The sequence below is a fragment of the Paenibacillus sp. HWE-109 genome, from assembly GCF_022163125.1.
GTDB lineage: Bacteria > Bacillota > Bacilli > Paenibacillales > NBRC-103111 > Paenibacillus_E.
Genome location: NZ_CP091881.1, coordinates 8,381,133 through 8,404,512 on the forward strand (window position 1 = coordinate 8,381,133; position 23,380 = coordinate 8,404,512).

Genomic DNA, 23,380 nt, shown 5'->3' on the forward strand with positions numbered 1-23,380 from the left:
AGGTGAACGCTATTGTGAAAAGAACGAAAGATGATATTATTTTTGAAACTATAAATTTGGTGTTTGTGACTGGTTTTTTCATCATCATCCTCTATCCGCTGGTATTTATAATAAGCGCGTCCATCAGCGATCCCTCTCTGGTATCACAAGGGAAGATCGTTCTGCTGCCAAAAGGAATTACACTAGAAGGTTACAAGCGGTTGTTCCAGTACAACGATATTTGGATGGGATACCGAAATACGATTCTATATACACTCGCTGGAACTATTGTCAGTCTCTTTCTGACGTTGACAGCCGCCTATCCGTTATCTAGAAAAGATTTTGCTGGTAAGCATTATTTTGTACTGTTCTTCACTGTGACGATGTTTTTTTCTGGAGGGTTGGTTCCAACTTTTATGCTCCTTAGCGATCTGGGAATTCGGAACACCGTATTAGCGCAAATATTGCCGGGTGCTGCCGCGTTTTGGTATATTGTGGTAGTGAGAACTTATTATCAATCCAGTATTCCGGATGAGTTAAAGGAATCGGCGATGATGGATGGCTGTTCGAATACAAGGCTGTTTATAAGCATTGTACTGCCGCTATCCAAGCCAATTATTGCTGTTATGGCGCTTTTCTATGGCGTCTCACAATGGAACAGCTATTTTAACGCGTTAATCTACATTTCCAATCGGGACTTATTCCCATTACAATTAATCTTGAGAGAAATACTTATTATCAACCAGATTGATATGAGTTTATTGACAACGGATGGCGAATTGGAAGCGTTCGCGAAAAGGGTAGAATTGGCGACTTTATTGAAATATGCGGCGATTATCGTATCGACATTGCCCGTTATTCTCATATATCCATTTCTTCAGAAATATTTTGTTAAAGGTATTTTGGTCGGTGCTGTCAAGGGCTGAATTCGGTTTTGGTCTTTTATGGTCTGCAAGTGTATAGAAAGAAGCGGGTCTTGTAATAATGGCCCGCATTTTTTTGTATGTTTTGACACCGCTTACAAAATTGATGATTAAGTTGCTGGCAGGGTGGGGGGACACTCATGGTCTATAGAAAAAGAAGCATCAGGTTTACTTACTTTATTTCGTACATTGTCATTTTTGCCATTCCTCTCATCACGTTGGGCATGGTGCTGTATAGCAAAGCCGTTGTGGAAATGCAAAAGGAAGTGGAACGATATACCCTCAGTAAAGTCAATCGTATGAAGGAGACGATGGACAGCGAGCTTTTGGAAACGCAACAAATCGCAGTGAAAGTTGCGTCTGACGAAAGCATAAAACCGTATACGATCATTCTGAATGATTATCGGAGTAAAGTTGCCGTTGATCAACTGGCTAAATACCGAGTGCAATCATTCGTGGACAACATATTTGTTCAATTCTCCAATGATCCTTACATTTATAGCGTCGAAGGCAAAATGAGCATGGACACGATGCTGCAGAAAATAGTAGGCACCGACGATCAGGAGAGTCAGGCCTTCTTGAATTCACTTAATCGTGTAAGAAGTTCCGCTCGAATTGGGGAAAATTGCATGCCAGCCAGCCCTTCCGCAACCAAAGGCAATTTGTTCTGCTTATATTCGTTGCCGCTTAATGGAAACAATCCGTATGGGGTTGTCGGCATAAAAATTGACCATGGGGCTGTCGAGAGTTTAGCAGAAGACTTATTTGGTACTTCAGGGGGCATCTTGTATGTGCTAAATAGCGACATGCAACAGATCTATACGTTTGGGGATGAAGAATTTCTCCCGAAGCACTTAATTGAAGATATAATCGCGCATCAACCAGCCTCGGGAATCAGCAGTTTAGAATCCGGCAATCAGCAACTGTCCGTGATTGATACGACTTCCGATAATTCAAAGTTCCGATATATTCTCGTCCTCTCCCCCAAGAACTATTTGAATCACGTTATAGAAATGCGACAGCAAGTGACAGTCATCATAATAGTGGTAGTTATTATCGGAGTGTTGTTGGCCTTAATTCTTGCCAAAACGAGTTATCGGCCAATTAAGGCTTTGTTCGATTCGATTACAGCCCATGGTTCGCAAGTTGGCCATACGGGAGCGGAGACGAACGGCATAAGAGTTAATGAAATCGATAGCATTGAACGAATGTTCAGAAACATTGTTCAGAAGAACAGCGGACTTACAGAGCGACTGAACAGCCAAAGTTCGTATGTTCGGGAGCAAATCTTACAGATGCTGCTCAAGGGGAGACTGGCTCAAAAAGAGAAAATCAGAGAGTTATTGTCTTTGTATGAGATGAGCTTCGATTATGAGCACCTGTATGTCGCTGTTCTGCAGAAGGCAGCCGATCTCGACATCACCGGATCGGAACTGACTTTTTATTTGGCGAAGCTTCAGGAAGAGAATGAGTTGCCGGTAGCTGCATTCTGCATCGACACCGTTCAAGGCGATTTGGTTCTGATTGTAAACGCATCCCACAATTTTTCAACCAAAGTGGAGATTTATCCTTTAATGGCAAGCATTCAAGTATTTTTTGATGACAAGTTTGGTTTACGGCCAAACATTGGCGTAGGCAGAAGCTACGATGATATTCATATGACCTCAAGATCTTTCTTGGAGGCTCTCAGCGTTTTGGATGTAGAGCTACTAATCAATTCCGGCAGCATCGTTTTTATCGAGGATATCGCTTCTACAGATAACCAGGTGTATTGGTATCCGCGTGAGCTGCAAATCCGTCTCGAACAAAGCATGAAGCAGGGTAATGCCTATGTTTGCAAGGAAATTATTCGCGAAATTGTTGGCAACATGAAGGAAAGACAACTATCCTCTGGCATGTCCAAAATGATTTGCTTCAACATGATCCATAACGTCATGGAAATTCTGAATGAATTTGAAATTCGTGCCTTCGATGATGACATAGAAGGGTTGACACATTTTGCTTCACTGGATGACTTGCAATTTAAACTGGAGCTAGCAACGGATAAGTTATGTAAACATATTGAGGAAAGCAAGGAAAGCGGCCATGAAGAGCTGAAAATTGTGATTATAGACTATATTCACGATCATTACACGAATTCATCACTCGGGCTCGACATGGTTGCCGACATGTTTGGCATATCACCCAAATATTTGAGTCGCTTTTTCAAGCAGCAGATAGGTGTCAATTTCGCCGAGTATATTAAGAGCCTGCGGATCGAATTGGCTAAAAAGCTGCTGAGCGAAACGGACAAGTCGGTCAAAGAGGTTGTGACCGATGTAGGATATAACGATGCAGCAAGTTTTACTAGAACATTCAGACAAATGGAGGGGATTCCCCCAGGTCGCTTCAGAGAAATCGTCCATAATCAAGGATCTTAACGCTCAAATGTAGAGGATCGCATAGTGTGAATACGTTTGACATGTTTCTATTTCCCATCTATCGTGACACACTGAAAACGGTTACGAAAACAATATGGTTCAGGAGGGTATGTTAGATGAAGTTATGGAAGGAAGAGGGGATTTATGGTATGAAGCGCAAGAGCGGGTACGGCATGGTTGGCGGTGTAATGTCTATTGCTCTATTTTTATCCATGCTGACCGCATGCAGTGGCGCTAACAATGCGCAAGATTCGGCAAAGGGGACGAATCAGCCGTCACAAGGAGGAAGCGCCGCAACGGTCAATCCGAAGGATACGCTTGTCTCCGACAAAAAAATTACGCTGAAGGCAATCGGGCAAAAAGATGCACAGGGCGCTGCCTGGGGAGATTTGAGGATATTCAAGGACTTGGAGACGCTGACGAATGTGCATTATGAGTTTGATGCCGTGTCGGACGGCTATCTGGAAAAGAAAAATCTGGCGCTCGCTACAGGAAATCTGCCGGATGTCATTTTTGGGCCGCTCGGATTCGAAGATGAGGAAACATACGGGCCGCAGGGCGTGTTGATCGATTTGACCGATCTCATCGAGAAGTATGCGCCTAATATTAAAAAGGCATTAAATGATTACCCGCTGCTGAAAAAAACGATGACAGCAAGTGACGGCAAAATCTACTCACTCGGGCAGGTTGCCTCGACACCTACGATGGGCGCTTTCAAACCGGTCATCAATAAATCGTGGTTAACCAATTTGAACTTGAAGATGCCCGAGACGACTTCCGATTTGTATGAGGTGTTAAAGGCTTTCCGGGACAATGACCCGATGAAAGACGGCAAGAAAAGCCAAATTCCGATGGGCGAATATCAATTCTTTTGGCTGAACGGAATGCTGCTTCCCGCTTTTGGCGAGTCGGCTGCGGATATTGCTTTAAAAGATAGAAAAGTGGTGTTTACACCAAGCACGGACGGTTATAAACACTATTTGCAATATTTGAACAAGTTGTACACGGAAAAACTAATCGATCCGATGTTTATTTCTCAGAGCAACGATGAGTATTTAGCCAAAACGAAAAAAAATATATACGGTGTGCTTGGACAAGTCAGACTGGCTGATTGGAAGCAATATGAAATGATGTCCCCCCTGACATCAGAGTATAGCAAAGAAAAGGTAAGCAGTTCGTCCAGCATACAGTATTCAAGTGGCAAATTTGCCATCACGAAAGCCAACAAATATCCCATCGAAACGATTAAATGGGCGGATCTGTTTTTTGCCGATTTAGACAAAGGTGTTGAGGGAATAACTGGAGCATCGCTTTGGTTGGGCAAGCGGGGCGTGGATTGGGACTTCTCGGAAGGAAATAAATCCGTTAAATATTTGTTTCAGAACGATGCAGGACTAAACGAGGTGCAAATGCTGCTCAAAAAGTTTACGCCAAGCACGACGGGTATTTTCGGGAAACTCGTTCTGAAATCACCCTTCGAAGCGGACTATTCCAAATGGCTTGGCGAGAACAACATGACCAAAATATTCCCTTATATCAAACCGGACAAAGAGTTCCCCGCCGGGGCCAGATTCAAACCGGATGAAGCGAGCAAAATTACGACCATGATGACGGATATATCCAAGTATGTGGAAGAATCACGGGCCAAGTTCGTTACCGGCGACCAATCGTTTGAGAAATGGGACGTGTACATTAAAAACTTGGAAAGCATGAAAGTCAAGGAGTATGTGAAGCTGTATCAAGATGCCTATGACAGGTTTCAGAAGTAGCATTGTCGCCACAAGTTAAGATGGAAATGGAGGAGAACGTTATGAATGGCATATCGAAGCGAATCCTGGTTTCATTTCTTATTCTTATATTATTTTTAAGCTCGTGTCCCCCCTTGAAGGTGTGGGGTGCCGAAGTCCCGACAACGAATAATCTAATTCAAAATCCTGGGTTTGAGGAGGTTGCGGGCGGCAAGCCGGTCGGTTGGTCGGAAGTGCTGCGGGTGGCTGGGCCGATTGCCGCGAGTGTGACCGGGAATACGTACAAGGACGGTGAGCGGGCGCTGCAAATTACGGCACAGGCCGCTAGTCCGAAGCCGAGGCTGGCCGCTTATCAAATCGTTGGAGGGATTGTACCGGGAAAAACGTATGATTTCTCCGCCTGGATCAAGACGGAGAACGTCGTAGCTGGCGGAGCGGTGCCGATCCGGCTCTCTTTTCTCGATGACACCTCGCCTTGGTGGTCGCCGGTTGGGGGCCAGTACACGCTGATTAACGCAGGATTAACCGGAACGAACGGCTGGACGCAATTGCAAGCGCAGGTTACGGCTCCGGCCGGCGCAGCCCGGCTTGTAGTGGAGTTGTTGCCGAATGAAGCGGAGGGCAGCTTCTGGTTCGATAAGCTCAGCTTTGCCAAACAGCCTATTCCAAAAGACCCGAACAATATGATTCAAAATCCTGGGTTTGAGGAGGTTGCGGGCGGCAAGCCGGTCGGTTGGTCGGAGGCGCTGCGGGTGGCTGGGCCGATTGCCGCGAGTGTGACCGGGAACACGTACAAGGACGGTGAGCAGGCGCTGCAAATCACGGCACAGGCCGCTAGTCCGAAGCCGAGGCTGGCCGTCTACCAAGTCGTGGAGGGCATCGTGCCGGGAAAAACGTATGATTTCTCCACCTGGATCAAGACGGAGAACGCCGTAGCGGGCGGAGCGGTGCCGATCCGGCTCTCTTTTCTCGATGATACCTCGCCTTGGTGGTCGCCGGTTGGGGGCCAGTACACGCTGATTAACGCAGCATTAACCGGAACGAACGCTTGGACGCAATTGCAAGCGCAGGTTGTGGCTCCGGCCGGCGCAGCCCGGCTTGTAGTGGAGTTGTTGCCGGTTGAGGCGGAGGGCAGCTTCTGGTTCGATAAGCTCAGCTTTGCCAAACAGCCTTTTCCTAAGGATCCGAACAATCTGATTCAAAATCCTGGGTTTGAGGAGATTGCAGGCGGCAAGCCGGTCGGTTGGTCGGAGGCGCTGCGAGTGGCTGGGCCGATTGTCGCGGGCGTGACAGGGAATACGTACAAGGACGGAGAGCAGGCGCTGCAAATCACGGCACAGGCCGCTAGTCCGAGGCCGAGGATGGCCGTTTATCAAATCGTTGGAGGGATTATACCGGGAAAAACGTATGATTTCTCCGCCTGGATCAAGACGGAGAACGCCGTTGCAGGCGGAGAGGTGCCGATCAGGCTCTCTTTTCTCGATGACACCTCGCCTTGGTGGTCGCCGGTTGGGGGCCAGTACACGCAGATTAACGCCGGATTGAGCGGAACGAACAACTGGGCGCAATTGCAAGCGCAGCTTACGGCTCCGGCAGGCGCATCCCGGCTTGTGGTGGAGCTGCTGCCAAATGGGGTGGAGGGCAGCTTCTGGTTCGATAAGCTCAGTTTTGCCAAACAGCTCCTTCCCAAGGACCCAAACAATCTGATTCAAAATTCGGGGTTTGAGGAGGTTGCAGGCAGCAAGCCGGTCGGTTGGTCGGAAGCGTTACGGGTGGCTGGGCCGATTGCCGCGAGTGTGACCGGGAACACATACAAGGACGGAGAGCAGGCGCTGCAAATCACGACGCAGACCGCAAGTCCGAAGCCGAGACTGGCCATCTACCAAGTCGTGGAGGGAATCGTACCGGGAAAACCGTATGATTTCTCCGCCTGGATCAAGACGGAGAACGCCGTAGCGGGTGGAGCGGTGCCGATCCGGCTCTCTTTTCTCGATGACACCTCGCCTTGGTGGTCGCCGTTTGGAGGCCAATACACGCTGATCAACGCGGGATTGACCGGAACGAATGACTGGGCGCAATTGCAAGCGCAGGTTGTTGCTCCTGCCGGCGCATCCCGGCTTGTGGTGGAGTTGTTGCCGAATGAGGCGGAGGGCAACTTCTGGTTCGACAAGATCAGTCTCAAGAAATGGTCAGAGCTGCAAAAGGGGTTGGAGCAGTATCGAAATGTGCATTCCCGGATCATGATTGATGACAACAGGATTGCCCAATTAAGAGCGGATATTGCTTCAGGAGGAACTTATGCGCACCTGTGGGAAGAGTTCAAGCAACACGTCGATCAAACGATCCTGGGAGCTCCACCCGCCTACTACATAGATACGATTGAAGAAGATGTATGGCAGCGTATCGTTGGCGACCAGACGGTTGATTTTGCATTTGCTTACCTCATGACGCTAGACGCGCGTTATTTGACGGCTGCCGAAAAATGGACGATGGCTTCCATCGGTTATCCATCGTGGGGTAGGGGGATCTTTACGAATTCCGACCTTGCTGCCGGGCATCAGTTGTTTAGCCTTGCCGTCGTTTACGACTGGCTGTACGATGAGCTGGATGCGCCGACCAAATCAACGATCCTGAAAACGTTGAAGGAGCGGGGAACGGAAATGTACAGCAGGGCTACCGGACAGCCTTATAATGGAAAGAAGTTTACCATGTGGTGGACCGAAACTTATTTGCAGAACCACATGTGGGTGGATTTGACCGGATTGACAGCTGCAGCTTTGGCCATTTACGATGTGGAGCCGTCGGTCGTTCCGTGGCTCGATTTCAGTATCGATAAGCTTGCCAAAGTGGAGCAAGCGCTCGGGGATGATGGCGCAAGCCAAGAAGGATTTCCTTATTGGGAGTACGGGGCGGATGCGCTGATCAAATATGCCAAAATGACAAAGCCTTTCATCGGAAGTCATATGCTACAAAACGAATGGTTCCAAAACAACAGCACGTATGCCGCATACATGATGCTGGGAAGAGATTATTGGACCAGGCAAAGCAGCTACATCAATTATGCCGATACGGCCGGCGTTAACTGGTATGGACCGGATTATTTGCTGCGAGTATTGGCCGCGGAGAATGGGGATGGCTTGGCACAGTGGCTGGCTTCTCTGGTTGATGACAAAAACATTGACAATCCGATCGACCGATGGATGGGCATCTTGTACTACGATCCGTCGATTCCGGAAACTCCTGTGACGAGCTTGCCGACCATGCATCACTTCGACGATATGGATATGGTCGTCTCTCGTTCCGGCTGGTCGGGGGATGAAAGCGTCTTGTATTTCAAGAGCGGCCCGCCGATAGGGCACAAGGAAAGAGAAACGAATACAGTCGCGCCCATATACGATTGGGGGGCATCGCATGTGCATCCTGACGCCAATCATATGGTGCTTCATGCAAATGGCGAGTATTTGCTCCGCGACGATGGCTTTTCCGACAAGCTGACGGCTAATCACAACACCTTATTAATTAACGGGAAAGGGCAGCTCGGGGAAGGGGGAAGATGGTTCGATTTCAACAAAGACAGAAGTTCGCAGGTGACACCGCACATCATCAAGACGGAAACAGGAAGCAGCTTCGATTATATGGCGGGCGATGCAACAGGAGCTTACGACATGACGGAAACCAGCCTGCAGAAATTCGAACGGCATCTGATCTATCTGAAACCGAATACGCTGATCGTCATTGACGATATTCATCTGGCAGCGCCGCAAGACCTGGAATTGCGATTTTTCCCGGAGTCGCAGCAAATACTCGGCAATGGGAACGATTCCTACTTGGCCTTCAGCCAGAAAAATACGTTGCGATTTCAATCGTTGACGCCGGACGGAACCGAAGTGCAAGCGGAGCCAGTCTACTATAAAAGCGATAGCTTCAAAGGCAATCGGACTGCGTTCACGATCAAGAATGAGAGCGCGACTGTCTGGCGCAATGCCGTGGCCATCAGCTGGGAGAAGGGGGAAGCGGTCCCTGCCGATATCGCGTTGACGAAAACGGGCGATGTGTGGACATTTGATACCGGTACGCAGGCAGTGGCGTTCGATTTTGCAACACAGCATGTAACTGAAACGGAGAGTACGAGTACCGGAACAACGTCGGATCCTGCAACGTTAGAGGCCATTAAAATCAATGGAAAGCTGCTGGACAATTATCGCCGGGATCAATATACGTATAATTACTCGTACGAAAATAAGAAACCCGATCCACAAATTACCTATTTGAAACGTAATCCAACAGACGTTGTAAATATGACCTATACGGGAACGATTCCGGGAACCGTTCAATTACAGGTAATCTCGGCGGATGCAGCAACAACGCATACGTATACGATTAATATTGAAAAGACGGATGTATTGCCTATCTACAATTCGACAAGCAGTACTTATATCGAGCAGTCAGGACCCTGGAACGTTTACGATGAAGATATGCAAACTTTCTGGTCAGCGAAGATAAGCGCGGAGCATATAACGAGCGAAAATCCGAATGGGTATCCGTGGATGACGCTTGATCTCGGGGCTAGCCAGAGTGTTAGCGAGCTAGCAGTTGCTTGGTACAACGGAACGAAGCGTCAGGCGTATTTCGATGTTGACGTTTCATTGGATGGGGTCAGTTGGGTGGCGGCCGGTTCTTTTACAAGCAGCGGTACGACCGACGATTACGAAACCTATCCTATTACACCGACATCAGCGAGGTATGTAAGGTTTTGGGGCAAAGGAACATCGACCGGCATTATTAATAGTATCAAGGAAATCACGGTTTACGAGTAAGAAGAATGCAGGGTTAAAGAAATAAGGACATGGCGCAGGAGGATGCTTCCACCTGTGCCATGTTGCTTAATAGTAAGAGGAAGAAGGAACGCGTGGAAAAAGTTGATCTGGTCGGCGCGGGCTCTAGAGCCTTTCATATGTTTGCCGAACCGCTGCCGTCGGAGTGGAAAGGAATCGTCGATTTTGTGGGGTATACGACCACAATACGGAAAATGCGTGGAAGTAACAGCAGCACATGGGAAAATTACAGCAATCAATCCGATTCCCCATGATAAGCATCTCCCTTGGCTATCGCCTGGATGGATCGATTTGCAGGTTAACGGCTATGCGGGTGCTGAAAGGGTAGACTGTGTATAGCGGAGCAAGGAAATTTTAATTTGCCTTAACAAGAACAATCAAAAAATAAATAGAATGAAAGAGTAGATTCATACACCGAATAGCATATTCCATGAGATACGACGGTTCGGAATATCCAGAGAAACTAAATATATGGTAGAGGCATCAGCAATTAAGCTATCTGGATAACGTTTGTTGATAGGGATCTCTTTATAAATAGTTTGTAAGAAGTACTTCAAAACTTAGTTGTAATTCAGGGTATTCACTCCCAAAACCCACTTCAAAACTTAATTTGTAAATTGGTTTTATATAAAAAGCCAGCAAACCCTTGAGTTTGCTGGCTTCTTGCACTTCAAAACTTATTTGTCACCCAACATTAGATGAAACCTCTCGTACCACACAACCAGCAATCATCAATCAATCATCTGCTCCTAGTTCTGTTGTAATGCATTTCTTCATAAAGCCAAACTAGTTGACATAGTTAAACTTTAAGTGTGTGTGAAAGTATCCTTCGGCTGGGCGTTCAAGGACGACAACGTCCCATCCGACGCGCTGTTGACGGATTGCGGCAAAGATTTCTACAAAGCGCGTCCTTAACGGAAATCCCTACAAATTACTCAATAATTGGCTTCAAGTAGTGACTTTCTTCCTCCCAAGGTAAAAATAGTGCACATTTTTGTAGTTTGTCTACCTCCTTTTTTACCAATTATCGCTTATGATACTGGTATGGAAACACTCAACCATCGAAGACAGAACTGGAAAGAGGTAGTGCGATGCGTCATCTCCCCCGTTATTCCTTTTACACGAGAATTCAGGTATCTTTCTTGCTGCTTATTCTACTTCCCACAACTCTAATTTCTTTTCTCAGCTATTCCGCCACCCAAGAGAATGTTAAGGATAAAATCCAGCTCAGTAATCAATCGGTGCTAAAGGTCATGGCCATGGATATCGCCAAAATGATCGATGATCTTGCATACGCTTCCAACTTTTTCGTCCAGGATAAGCAGGCGCTGGATCCTTTGCGAGGATTTCGTTCGATGCAAGGAATTCGGAGCTCACAGGATGACAGCAGCTACCACCAGATCAAGGATTTTTTCGGGCAGGTTTCCGTGAAGACGATGAATACCGATATTTTTATGTTTGCAGCGAACGACCATGATTTTATCGTCGAATCCTCGGAAACATGGACGCTGACACCAGAGCAAATCCAGCAGAGCTGGAACGATGTCAAGGACCGTGTCGATCCCAACAATCCGAAAGTGCTGCAATGGCTCGGGACTCGTGATAATGCCGACAATCAGCTCCAGGACCATTATTTTATCGCCAGAGTGCTTCGTGATCCGGTCGACAACCAGTATTTGGCTACACTCGTTATTGTAATTTCCAGCGATTATTTCAAAAAAATGTTCAATCAAATTTCATCGGGTACTATGACACTCATTGACGGAAACGGTGACACTATCGCCACCGGACCCTCGGGCGGCCACAGGGATGCGGTGTTGTCCTCCGCCGAAGTGAAGAACGAAGTTCTGATCTCAAAGTCGGGATGGACACTCCAATACGTGAATACGAAGAAGGAAGTAACCGGACAAATCTCTCAGACCTTTTATATCTCCGTTCTTATCGCAATCCCTTTTTTCGTCATCTTCTTGTTTCTTTCGTTCTATATGGCGAAAAGGCTCCACAGGCCGATCCGCAAGCTTCAAGCCGGTGTCAAGCAGTTTGGCAACGGGAACCGCAATATCCGGTTTCAGGCTGACGGTGGGGATGAAATTGCCGATTTGGGTCGAACACTCAATCATATGTTAGATCAAATTAATACGCTGATCACCGATATCGAGCAGGAGCAGGAGCAGAAGCGGGTGCTCGAGCTGCAGGCGTTGTATGCCCAAATTCGGCCTCATTTTCTATTAAATACGTTGAATTCCATCAAATGCAGCCTAATTCTCCAGGACGATGAGATGCATAGTCAAAAGATCGATTCCCTAATGAGTCTGCTCAGGGCCTACTTGAAATTTAACGAGTCCTCCACATTTCGTCTGGAATACAAATTACTTGCTCACTATGTGGATATTATGCAGCTGAGGTCCGATATGCAGATGGAGCTTGTCGTCGATATGCCGGAAAGCGTGCTGGAACTTGAGCTTCCCAAGCTGCTCTTGCAGCCGATTGTGGAGAATGCGATCGTACATGGTTTTACAGAAGAAGGAAGGGCTCCTCGGATCGTGCTTCAGGCGAGGCAGGAGAAAAGCTTTTTACAAATCGATATCAAGGATAACGGGGACGGAATGGGCGAACAGAAGCTGCGCATCATGGACGACTGGCTGCAGAGTTCCGATCTGGAGTCGACCGGTCCTTATCAACGCGTCGGTCTTCTAAACGTGCTCAAGCGGATGCGCATGACCTACGGCCGTGAGGCCGGCATGCGGTTAATGGCGAACGAGACGGGTGGGTTGACGGTGCGCCTCACGATTCCGAGTGAAAGGATGAATGGACATGATCAAAGTGATGCTTGTTGACGACGATGTACCTATGCTCAAATATTTGGCCAAGCTGGTCCCTTGGCAGGAACTGGGCCTTAAGGTAGTGGCTGAAGCCCAGTCGGCGAAACGGGCCTTGCAGTACTTACGGGAGGTGGAACCGGATCTCATCGTAACGGACATCGGCATGCCGGGGATGGACGGCTTGGAGCTTATCAAGGAATGTAAGCGGCTGAAACCGGGAATCGGTGTCATCTTCCTGACCTGTCATGAAGAGTTTCATTATGCCCGTAAGGCTGTTCAGTTGGACGCCTACGATTATTTGCTGAAGGATGAGCTGACGGCGGAACAGCTGGTACAGTCACTGCAAAAGGCGATTGCCTGCATTCGCGAGGATCGTGAGACTAGAAGTGAACTGACTTATAAGCAGGATTTACTTAAAAATAGGGAAATGTTGAAACAACAGTTTTTTCAACAAGTTGTCACGTCCCCTACTGCCGAAGGGCTGCTTCATTATGGGCAGCGTCTAGGTGTGGAATGGAAGCACCCGCAGTTCATTCTATCGCTGGGTTCGCTCCAGTATCGATCTTTCTCCAATCGCTACCGATACGAAGATAGGGAACTGCTCCTGTACGCAATCAGCAATATTTCCAGCGAAATTCCGGTTGAGTCAATCACAATAACCACCTTTATTGAGCCTGATGGGGGGTTGGTATGTGTAGGCAATTACCAGCCCACTCTGAATATTAAAGGGATGGAGCTGTTTGAAAGATACTTGCAGATGCTGACGGAAAAGGTACGGGAGTTCCTGGGGATCGACGTCTATTTTTCTTACGGCAGTCCGATCAAGGAGATATCTTCTATGAAGCCGCATTACAAACGGCTTAAAACATGGTGGAGGTCCACCTATTATGAGGGCGCATCCTTCAGCAAGATGCCGAATTATACAGATCCTCTCTGGGCGATTGATGTGTTAAGTGTCGTCGGTGAGGAGCTCGATCGAATCCGCAAAGCGTTCAAGGAGCTTGATGAGACGGAAACCATGACTTTAACGGCCGAAATCAAAAATAAAGCCGTGAGCACCCGCTTGGACCCGGAAGAGTGGAAGTCCCGATTGTCCCAATGGATGCGGGTGCTTGAGCTGGAAGATTACCGAAACAGTGATAATTCGTTTCATGAGTGCTTGATCCGAACGAGCCGATTGGACGATACGATGTTTCTTATTGAGGCGAGAATCAAGGATCTGATCGCTTCCAAGCTCCCCCAGCTCAATCGTAAGCCGAAGATCCAGCAGATCGAGCAGTATATCTCGGAACATTTATCGGAGCAACTGTCGCTGATCGATGTCGCCAACTATCTGTATCTGAACCCAAGCTACCTGTCCCGTTATTTCAAGCTGGAGACGGGCATGAACTTCACCGACTATTTGCATAGGTACAAGATGAAGCTGGCCTGCCGCCTGCTGAAGAGCAAGGAGGATAACATCGAGATCATTTCCTTAAAACTGGGCTATGCGGATCGCACTTACTTCTCCAAAATGTTCAAAAAGTATGTCGGAGTCTCCCCGAAGGATTACCGCTGAACGTAAAAATTGTGCACAAATGGGTAAAAATTGGCACGCATCATCGACCTCTGTCATGACCTATAGTTATCCTATAAACAATTCAGACGGAGGCGATTGGGATGTTTACAAAAGGGATGATCGAAGCCGGTACGCCGGTTTCGCAGACCCGAAGGAAGTATTGGAACAATCATAGAAAAGAGTCGCTGGCCTCTTGGCTTTTTTTGGCCCCGGAGGTCGTGGGGATCGTGCTGTTAAGTGTATTTCCGATTCTCTTCTCGCTGTATTTAAGCTTCTGCGACTGGAATCTGGTCGGAGGCTTGGATTCGATCAAATGGACGGGCCTAGAAAATTACAGACTGCTGCTAGAGGACAATAAAGTTCTCATGGCGCTAAAAAACAATTTGACGTATACACTGTTTGTCGTGCCGATCGGTATTTTTTTGGCAATGCTGGTGTCCGTCGTCATCCATTCGCGGGTGTATGGCAAAGATTATTTTAAAGTTGCGTTCTTCGTCCCGTATATTTCTTCGATTGTTGCGCTCGGCTCAGTATGGAGTGCCTTGTTCCATCCTTCGCAAGGTCCGATCAACCGGTTTCTGATGAGCTTAGGCATCACCGAACCGCCGAAATGGCTGGCCGACACGCATTACTCCTTGACGGCGATTATTATCATCGCGATCTGGGCGGCGCTAGGGTATCAGATCATCATTTTCATTGCTGGTTTGTCGAATATTCCGGAGGAGTTGTACGAGGCGGCGAATATCGACGGAGCGAGCCCTAGACAGCAGTTTTTCGCCATTACGCTGCCTATGCTTGGTCCCACACTCTCCTTCCTGATCATCACAACGTTAATGTCGTCGTTCAAGGTATTCGATTTAATCGCTTTTCTGACTGACGGGGGACCGAACGAATCGTCGACGGTGCTAGTGTACCGGATTTACGAGGAAGGCTTCCGCAATTTCCGAATGGGCTATGCATCGGCGATCTCGTGGTTACTTTTTCTTATCGTCGGCTTGCTCACGCTACTTACGTGGAAATTTCAGCGTCAGAAAAACAATTAAAGAGGGTGCAAACAAATGTCACGCAAACGTCAAAAAATGATCAGATGGATCACGACGATCGTCATGGGGGCCGTATCTGTTCTATTTCTGGCCCCGCTGCTCTGGATGCTTTCTACGGCTGCCAAATACGAGAAAGATGTCATGGTGTATCCGATCCAGTGGATACCACAGAAGTTTAATTTCGTTAACAATTTCAGGGAAGTGTGGATGGACAGCGTTCCGTTCGGTTGGTTTTATTTGAACTCGTTGAAGCTGGCGCTTTTGATGACGGTACTTACACTTATTATTTCATCCATGTCGGCTTTCCCGCTCGCCAAGCTCCAATTCAAGGGGAAGAACCTGACCTTCGGTCTACTGCTGTCGCTCATGATTATTCCGGGAGAAGCGACTCTTGTGCCGAGATATCTGTTACTCAAATGGCTGCATTTGTATAATACGCATACGGGTCTCATCTTTATGGGCATGTTCTCCATCTACTTCACGTTCTTGTTGCGTCAGTTTATGTTAAGTATTCACACCGATTTCATCGAAGCGGCCAAAATGGACGGCGCCGGTTACTGGCTACTGTACTGGCGGATTATGCTTCCGCTCTCCAAACCGATTCTGGCTACCGTAGGCATCATCAAATTTATCTGGAGCTGGAACGATTACCAGGGACCGCTGATTTTCCTCATTAGCCGCAAATTGTACCCGATTCCGCTGGGCCTGCAATTGTTCAAGACGGAATTCGCCGATAACTATTCCTTGCTGATGATGGCTTCCTTGTCGGCAATCGTGCCGTTGTTCATCGTGTTTATTGTGCTGCAGAAGCAGGTTATCCAAGGCATATCGCTCGGCGGCGTGAAAGGGTAAAGTCAAAAGAACGCACAAAAAGGAAAAAATCGTTCACATGCGAACGCTTCACAGCGAGATACAATTTGATCTGTAACCAACATTCGATCAGGGGGAGTTTACATGAAAAAACAAACTGCACTAGTGCTAAGCAGCGCAATGATCAGCTTAACGGTGCTTGGCGGATGCGGAGCGAACACAACGAATACAACAGGGGCTTCACCCTCCGCAGCTGCATCAACGGCGACCTCAACGCCGGCAGCAAAGCCGGTCACGATCAAGTATTACAACTGGGATAACGATACGACAGGTCCTGCTACGAAGAAGCTGATCGACGATTTCCAAGCCAAGAATCCGAATATCAAGGTCGAGTCTATCCCGCTGGTTCCGAGTAACTCCGTGGAATCGATGAAAAAGCTTGACGTCATGATGACGTCAGGCGAACAGGTCGACGTCGTACTCTACTCGAACATCGACGAAACGATGGCGCGTGCGGCGCAAGGGGTTCTCGCCCCGCTGAACGATTTGTACAAGAAAGATAATGTGAATCCGGATGAGGAGTACTACATTAATCCGAAGTATAAAGGCAATTACTATGCAACCATGTACACAGCGTCAGATTGGCTGGTTATGCTGAACGAAGATGCCTTGAAGGATGCGGGTCTCAAGCCGCCGGCATATGACTGGACATGGGACGACTTCCGCGATTATGCGAAGAAGCTAACCAAAGGAGAAGGCAATGACAAGCGCTATGGCGCGTACTTCCACACTTGGGGCGAATACGCGAACCCGATTGCGTACACGGACTTGAAAAATCCGTACTTGACCGCAGACCTGAAACCAGTTTTCAATGACCCGACGTTTGCCTACTTCTTCAACCTGCGCAGAGCGATGGAAAAAGATGATAAATCAATCAAGCCGTATTCGGATGTTGTAGGCGGCAAGCTGAGCTATGCGACAGAGTTTATTAGCGGTAAAACGTCGATGCTGCTCAGTGCGACGTTCCTAGTCTCCTCCTTGGCGGACAAAGCCAAGAATCCGCATACGTTCAAAACGATTATTGCTCCGATGCCACGTTCCTCGAAGAACGTCGAGCCTGGTTTGACTGACTTCGGAGCCAGCTTCGTTGCGATCGCAAACAACTCGAAGTATAAAGAAGAAGCTTATAAGTTCGTTCGTTTCATGTCCACGGAGAATAACACCAGATATGACCTCTCCGGCTGGAAGAAGTCCGATACGAAAGCGTTGCTTGATCGCCTGTTCGGAGGTAGTAAGGATGTTGTTGATCTGGACTCGCTTGCGGCCTTATTGTCGGATAAACGGATGCGCACGAACATGACGACAGACGTCTCCGCTCCGTACCAAAATCAATTGAAAAAAGTGCTGGAGAACGGCTTCTCCACCTTCATTCTAGATAACAAGTCCGCTGAGGATGCTCAGAAGTTCATGATGGACGAAGCAGATAAAATTATTAAGCAGAACACCAAGTAAAGAGTAAGATTGAGAGGGTTATCGGAGCAGGGAGGGAATTCCGATAACCCTCTTTCTCTCTCTGTATGTAGGGACGAAGGAGGGAAACAGGAGTGAAGCCAACCAAACCTAGGAAGACTGTGTTGACGATTGCTCTTATTGTGACAATCATCGGGATCGGTAGCTTATTGTGGCTGAGAGAAGAACGGGTGGATGCCGCCGACCAAGAAAGAGAGCAGGTCGTGGGCCGAGACGTTCAAGCGGTCGCATTCATTAATGGAGCAGAGATTGACGAGCGGGAGTTCCAATTGTTTCTCCAAGCGGTCAAGGCGCAGGTCGCAAGCTACTTCCAAACGAACTACCATGCAGAAGCTTCGCCAACTTTCTGGACGGAGGCTTATAGCGGCGAAGTGCCGCTTACGAAGGCGAAACAGATCGCGCTGGAAAAACTGACCGAAGTTAAGGTTAAGCAGCTGATAGCTCATAAGCGCGGCCTGCTTGCAGATCCAGGGTACCTTTCATTCTTAGATGCATTAAAGAAAGAGAATCAGCGAAGGCAAGAAGCGGTTCGCCAGCATCGTGTGATTTATGGGCCGCAGCAATACGACGCATGGGGGTATTACACATATCTCTTGTCCAATTTGGAGCTGAGGATTAAGGATTCGATCAATGAGGCGGAGGGGACATATACGGATCGGCGGCAGCTGGATGAACGGTTTGCGGCGCTGGTGAAGCAGGAACTCGAATCTGTAAAGGTGGTGATTGACGAAACAAGTTATTCGCGAATCAGGTTACAGTAATCAAGACAGTAATCCCATCCCATGTAAAAAGGAGAATCTTTATGAAACAAGCTTATCATCAGTTGACTCGGCTTCCTGCAGGATTCCTCGCTTTGCTGCTCGTTGTATCGCTCTTACTGATCTCGTGGATCCCAACGACGGCTCTTGCGAATAATTCGACTTACTACGTCGACTCCGTTAGCGGAAGCGACAGTAATAATGGCCTTAGCAGCAGTGCGCCTTGGAAGACGTTGGCTAAGGTTAACGCAACGACTTATCAACCTGGCGATACGATTTTGTTTAAGTCCGGCTCCGTATGGAGCGGACAATTGCACCCGCTCGGGTCCGGTACGGTCGGCTCTCCGATTGTCATCGACAAGTACGGTACGGGCAGCAAGCCCATTATTAACGGTGATGGCTTGACGGGGGCCACGTTGTATTTTTTTAACCAGCAATACTGGGAAATCAACAATCTGGAGGTGACCAACATAGCGGGATCGGCCGGTGAGCGCTATGGGGTGAAGGTGGAAGCGCAGGACGTCGGAACCTACCATCATTTTTATATTAAAAATATGTACATTCATGATATTACAGGCACCAATACGGATGCCCTTAAGGTAACTGGCGGTATGCTAGTCATGGTGTCTGGAACAGCTGTACGTACGAAGTGGGATGACGTTCTTATCGAAGGCAATACTGTAGAACGCGCGGATCGTACCGGCATCAGCACGGGCAGCTCCTGGGGAAACAACGACGGCTTAGGCAATTTTGAGCCGTTCACACAGCTTGTCATCCGAGGCAATCAGTTGAATGATATTGGCGGAGACGGCATTGTCATGCGCGCATCCATCGACGGCTTGATCGAGTATAATGTCGTGAACACGGCTCATGCGCGGGATACGCATTACGACGCAGCAATCTGGCCCATTAACAGCACTCGCCCGGTGATGCAGTTTAACGAGGCGTACAATACGAAGACAAGCCAAGACGGCCAAGGATTCGACTGTGATTATAATCTGACGGGCTGTACCGTTCAATACAATTACAGCCATGACAACGAGGGCGGCTTCCTGCTGATTATGGGGATAGGATCGATTCGGAATGACAATATGATTGTCCGTTATAATATCAGTCAGAATGACCACACACGTATTTTCCAATTCGATAGCAGCTACACCCCGTTAAATAACCAAATTTATAATAATACGTTCTATATTGGTTCTGGTTTGAGCACAAATATCACAACAGGAATTGGCGGAAGTAATCCGCTGAATTTTAAAAACAACATTGTCTACAACGCGGGCAGCGGCGGTTACATTGTTAAAGCGAATGATATCTATGATTATAATCTCTTTTATGGCAATCATCCTGCGAGCGAACCAGCGGATGCACATAAAATCACTTCAGATCCGCTTCTAGTCGCGCCGGGCACCGGAGGAATCGGATTAAGCTCGCTCGATGGCTATAAGCTCGGGTTCGGATCGCCGGCGCTGGGCTCCGGCACTGTCATCAGTAGCAATGGGGGAAGGGACTATTGGGGCAACGTAGTATCCGCTTCGGCTGCTCCAAATCGCGGGGCTTATAATGGCCCTGGCGTTTCGAACCCCGCTTTGGGGGTTTGGACGGCCGTGGATGATACCACGGTCAGGGACGGCAGTTACTCGGGAACGAACCAAAGCGGGTCGACGGCCACGGCAATTGACGTGAAAAGCGATGCAACGAGCTATAATCGGGAAGGGTATTTTAAGTTCGATTTCAGCGATTATGCTGGCGGAGTGATATCCGAAGCTACGGTTGTCCTAACGCCAACGGCAACGGGTACATCGGGCCTTCAGAATACCGTTGCGCTCGTCAGTGACAATAGCTGGAACGAGGGCACCCTGACATGGAATACGAAGCCGTCCTCAAGCACCGTGCTGGGCACCTATACCATGACAAGTGGAACCCCTGTGACTGTGGATATCACCGCGCAGGTGCAAGCGGCGCTATCCGCCGGCGGCAATAAGAAACTATCGCTTCGCGTATACAGCCCGGGACCTGTCGGCGAGACGTCCTACGTGAGCTATGCTTCCAGCGAAAATACCGATGCCAACTTGAGACCACAGCTGCAGATTACTGGTTTGATCGCATCGGACGATGCGACGGTGCGCGACGGCACCTATGCAGGATCGAACCAGGCAGGCGCTACTTCCACCACCGTTGAGACGAAGAACGACGCTACCAGCTATATGCGGGAAAGTTATTTTAAATTTAACTTTGGGGGATACAATGGCACCGTATCGTCGGCAACGATTACGCTGACGCCGACGGCAGTATCTGCTACTGGCCTTCAGAACGCTGTCGATTTAGTCAGCGACAATACATGGAGCGAGAGTACCATCACCTGGAATACGAAGCCGGCATCCAGCACGGTGCTGGGCACGTACACAGTATCGGGCGGTACGCCGATTACAATCAATGTTACCTCCCAAGTTCAGGCAGCCATGTCGAGTGGGAAGAAACTTTCCATTCGGGTTTACAGCGTTTCACCAGTGGGTTCGAATGGCGGAGCTTCCTATGCCTCCAGCGAGAATTCGACAGTCGTACAGCGTCCACTGCTGAAGATTACACCATAAAGGAACGAATAGCCCTTATCTTGCCTTGGCAAACATGCGTACGAATGCCGAACACAGCTTTTGTCAAACGTCTACAAGCTGGCACCTCCATCTTCGGACGAAATACGACTCAAGCAACGGAGTGAAGAGCTTTATACGAAGTATCCATTATGGGGGCGATTGCTTCCATCATAACGCTTAGACATCAACTTGCCAGTTTAGGTATTAAGGTTATCGAGTTTATACCGCCAATGCAGCAGAAGTTAATATAACTAATATTTGCCTTGCGAGAAATCGTAAGGCTCTTTAATTTTTAAAAAGGTTGCTCTTTGTAAGGAAGTGTTGTGACTTTATTATTCTATCAAGGATTGGATTTTGCCATATGTGCCTTGTGGAATAGTTTGTAAAAAGTACTTCAAAACTTATTTGTAATTCAGGGTTTTCACCTGAAAACACCACTTCAAAACTTAATTTGTAAATCGATTTTATAAGAAAAGCCAGCAAACTCTTGAGTTTGCTGGCTTCTTGCACTTCAGAACCTATTTGTCACCCAACATTATACTTATTTCACATTCCAATAAATTTAACTGCGAAAGCCCTGTATGAATGTAAGGGCATAGACCCGTCGAGCCATGGGATGGTGAACACCAAGGAGAAAGTGGAGTATGCGCGCAGGATAAAAACGAATGGAGAAAAGTTCCAAAGCGTTTCTTCTGTTCCCGCATAGTGAGATAAACCATTAAAAACCGAGGGACGGGCAGATTAGCGTGGTGCCATCTTGCTGGGTTTGGCTGCGGTTGAGAAATTGGATAGTAATGATTAGTTATAATCATTATTTCCTGCCGATAGATTAGAGCAGTATGTTACAGTATTTAATAGTGAACTCAGTTCTTGTTAAATGATAGCATAGGGGAACGTGAGTGGAAGCCAACACTAACCTGAGCGAAGACCGTCGGGTCATGGTGCTGGAAAGTGGGAAGTGGGAAGTGATTTCTCCCGACTCCACTGACTGAGAGTCCCACTCAAAATTAACTTCTTTTTATTCAAGCTCTTGCGACGCGGCGCGTCATGCGTTGGAGGCAATTCCCCGTCACTGGGTCTTATATAATCAAAAATATCACGACCTCTGCGGATGATAGTTAGTAAGCACTGGTTGTCAAGAGGAGGCGTGCATGATCAGGAAACAAAAAATTGTAGTGATAGGTGCAGGTATTGTTGGTGCATCAATGGCATATAACTTATCAAAACGGAATCAGGATGTTACTGTAATCGAGTGTAATTCAACAGCAGCATGTGAAGTAACTGGAAAATCTTTCGCTTGGATTAATTCGTCAGGTCGAGTTTCAAAAAAATTTCGACATCTATACGATGCAACATTAGCTGAATATCATTCATTAGAAAAAGATCTGCCTGATTTAAAGGTAAATTGGAACGGAGCACTGACATGGGGAGTACCTACAAATGTGGAGAAGTCTCATATACAAAAACTGAATCGGAAACAAATCATAGAATTAGAACCTAATTTGAAGGAATATCCAGAAGAGGCTGGCTTTGCTTATGGAGAAGGCGCAGTAGATCCGGTATTAACAACAAAGCTTTTGTTAAAAAAAGCAGAAGAAAATGGAGCCAATATACTTTTCGATACAAAAGTTACGCAAATAAAAAAAGAGAGTTCTAATGTTGTTGGTGTTTACACCTCAATTGGTTTTATAGAATCAGATATTATTGTATTAGCTACTGGTGCAAATTTACCCGAGCTCTGTAAACCATTAGGCTTCGATGTTCCTGTTGCTCCTTCGCCTTCAATCATAATTCGCATGAAATCAAAAGAAAAGTTAATTCATACTTTAATTTCTAATTCAAAATTTGAAGCAAGACAACTAACAAATGATATTATAATAGCTGCGGAAGATTATATAGATGAGTCTGAAGAAAACGGGCCAGAAACAATCGGAAAAAGAGCTTTTGAAACCCTTCGCCACCATTTAAATGGAGGTGAGAATTTGGAGTTGGAAAGTATCAAGGTAGGATGGAGACCTATGCCAGAAGACGGTTACCCTATTGTTGGATTTCATGAACAGATAGGAGGTCTATATCTTTCAGTTATGCATTCAGCCATTACGCTAGCTCCTATTGTTAGCCGCTTGGCTGCAAATGAGATTATAGACGACGTGAAGATGAATGAATTGGAATGTTGCAGATTATCTAGATTCATCGTCGAAGACATGACTTCTGTACCCCTGAAAAGCGACCTTGATGAATGAACTCTATTATTGACGTTTCATATTTTGAAAACATCGCCTGAACAACGAAAAAGGGCGGTGTTTTTTTTCTTTGTCACCCAACATTATTTATCGGGTGACAATTAAGTTTTGAAG

At 47.4% G+C, this 23,380-nt stretch carries 13 protein-coding genes; all 13 read left to right on the forward strand.

Going from position 1 to position 23,380, the window contains the following annotated elements:
* The first annotated feature begins 2 nt into the window (after positions 1-2).
* A complete protein-coding gene (locus LOZ80_RS36345; protein WP_238169031.1) occupies positions 3-905 on the forward strand; it encodes a carbohydrate ABC transporter permease in 903 nt (300 codons plus the stop codon).
* Positions 906-1,042: 137 nt separating this feature from the next.
* Positions 1,043-3,322, forward strand: coding sequence for a helix-turn-helix domain-containing protein (locus LOZ80_RS36350; RefSeq protein ID WP_238169032.1), 2,280 nt, complete (start codon positions 1,043-1,045; stop codon positions 3,320-3,322).
* A 116-nt stretch (positions 3,323-3,438) separates the two neighbouring features.
* Positions 3,439-5,091 carry a type 2 periplasmic-binding domain-containing protein gene (locus LOZ80_RS36355; protein ID WP_238169033.1) on the forward strand — a complete coding sequence of 551 codons (1,653 nt, stop codon included), beginning with the start codon at positions 3,439-3,441 and terminating at the stop codon, positions 5,089-5,091.
* Positions 5,092-5,132: 41 nt separating this feature from the next.
* The gene (locus tag LOZ80_RS36360) at positions 5,133-9,887 is read left to right on the forward strand and encodes a carbohydrate binding domain-containing protein (protein WP_238169034.1); all 4,755 of its coding nucleotides are present in this window, start codon (positions 5,133-5,135) and stop codon (positions 9,885-9,887) included.
* A gap of 92 nt (positions 9,888-9,979) precedes the next feature.
* Complete coding sequence (locus LOZ80_RS36365) at positions 9,980-10,159, forward strand: hypothetical protein (protein WP_238169035.1); 180 nt, start codon at positions 9,980-9,982, stop codon at positions 10,157-10,159.
* An 837-nt stretch (positions 10,160-10,996) separates the two neighbouring features.
* Positions 10,997-12,742, forward strand: coding sequence for a sensor histidine kinase (locus tag LOZ80_RS36370; RefSeq protein ID WP_238169036.1), 1,746 nt, complete (start codon positions 10,997-10,999; stop codon positions 12,740-12,742).
* Complete coding sequence (locus LOZ80_RS36375; protein ID WP_238169037.1) at positions 12,720-14,285, forward strand: response regulator transcription factor; 1,566 nt, start codon at positions 12,720-12,722, stop codon at positions 14,283-14,285. Before LOZ80_RS36370 ends, LOZ80_RS36375 begins: the two co-directional genes overlap by 23 nt.
* A 101-nt stretch (positions 14,286-14,386) precedes the next feature.
* Positions 14,387-15,328 (forward strand): carbohydrate ABC transporter permease, encoded by a 942-nt coding sequence (locus LOZ80_RS36380; RefSeq protein WP_238169038.1) that lies wholly within the window; start codon positions 14,387-14,389, stop codon positions 15,326-15,328.
* A gap of 15 nt (positions 15,329-15,343) precedes the next feature.
* Entirely contained in the window at positions 15,344-16,180 is an 837-nt protein-coding gene (locus LOZ80_RS36385) for a carbohydrate ABC transporter permease (protein ID WP_238169039.1), read from the forward strand.
* A gap of 102 nt (positions 16,181-16,282) precedes the next feature.
* Positions 16,283-17,650: an ABC transporter substrate-binding protein gene (locus LOZ80_RS36390; protein WP_238169040.1), complete on the forward strand. Its 1,368-nt coding sequence runs from the start codon at positions 16,283-16,285 to the stop codon at positions 17,648-17,650.
* A 92-nt stretch (positions 17,651-17,742) separates the two neighbouring features.
* On the forward strand, positions 17,743-18,429 hold the full coding sequence (locus LOZ80_RS36395; RefSeq protein WP_238169041.1) for a hypothetical protein: 687 nt from the start codon (positions 17,743-17,745) through the stop codon (positions 18,427-18,429).
* 41 nt (positions 18,430-18,470) lie between these two features.
* Positions 18,471-21,023 carry a CBM96 family carbohydrate-binding protein gene (locus tag LOZ80_RS36400; RefSeq protein WP_238169042.1) on the forward strand — a complete coding sequence of 851 codons (2,553 nt, stop codon included), beginning with the start codon at positions 18,471-18,473 and terminating at the stop codon, positions 21,021-21,023.
* A gap of 1,151 nt (positions 21,024-22,174) precedes the next feature.
* A complete protein-coding gene (locus LOZ80_RS36405) occupies positions 22,175-23,266 on the forward strand; it encodes an NAD(P)/FAD-dependent oxidoreductase (protein WP_238169043.1) in 1,092 nt (363 codons plus the stop codon).
* The last annotated feature ends 114 nt before the right edge of the window (positions 23,267-23,380 follow it).

Bases quoted from the DNA above. Each gene is read 5' to 3' on its own strand.
- LOZ80_RS36350 (WP_238169032.1), top strand. From the start codon at position 1,043: ATGGTCTATAGAAAAAGAAGCATCAGGTTTACTTACTTTATTTCGTAC.
- LOZ80_RS36355 (WP_238169033.1), top strand. From the start codon at position 3,439: ATGAAGTTATGGAAGGAAGAGGGGATTTATGGTATGAAGCGCAAGAGC.
- LOZ80_RS36360 (WP_238169034.1), top strand. From the start codon at position 5,133: ATGAATGGCATATCGAAGCGAATCCTGGTTTCATTTCTTATTCTTATA.
- LOZ80_RS36370 (WP_238169036.1), top strand. From the start codon at position 10,997: ATGCGTCATCTCCCCCGTTATTCCTTTTACACGAGAATTCAGGTATCT.
- LOZ80_RS36375 (WP_238169037.1), top strand. From the start codon at position 12,720: ATGATCAAAGTGATGCTTGTTGACGACGATGTACCTATGCTCAAATAT.
- LOZ80_RS36380 (WP_238169038.1), top strand. From the start codon at position 14,387: ATGTTTACAAAAGGGATGATCGAAGCCGGTACGCCGGTTTCGCAGACC.
- LOZ80_RS36385 (WP_238169039.1), top strand. From the start codon at position 15,344: ATGTCACGCAAACGTCAAAAAATGATCAGATGGATCACGACGATCGTC.
- LOZ80_RS36390 (WP_238169040.1), top strand. From the start codon at position 16,283: ATGAAAAAACAAACTGCACTAGTGCTAAGCAGCGCAATGATCAGCTTA.
- LOZ80_RS36400 (WP_238169042.1), top strand. From the start codon at position 18,471: ATGAAACAAGCTTATCATCAGTTGACTCGGCTTCCTGCAGGATTCCTC.
- LOZ80_RS36405 (WP_238169043.1), top strand. From the start codon at position 22,175: ATGATCAGGAAACAAAAAATTGTAGTGATAGGTGCAGGTATTGTTGGT.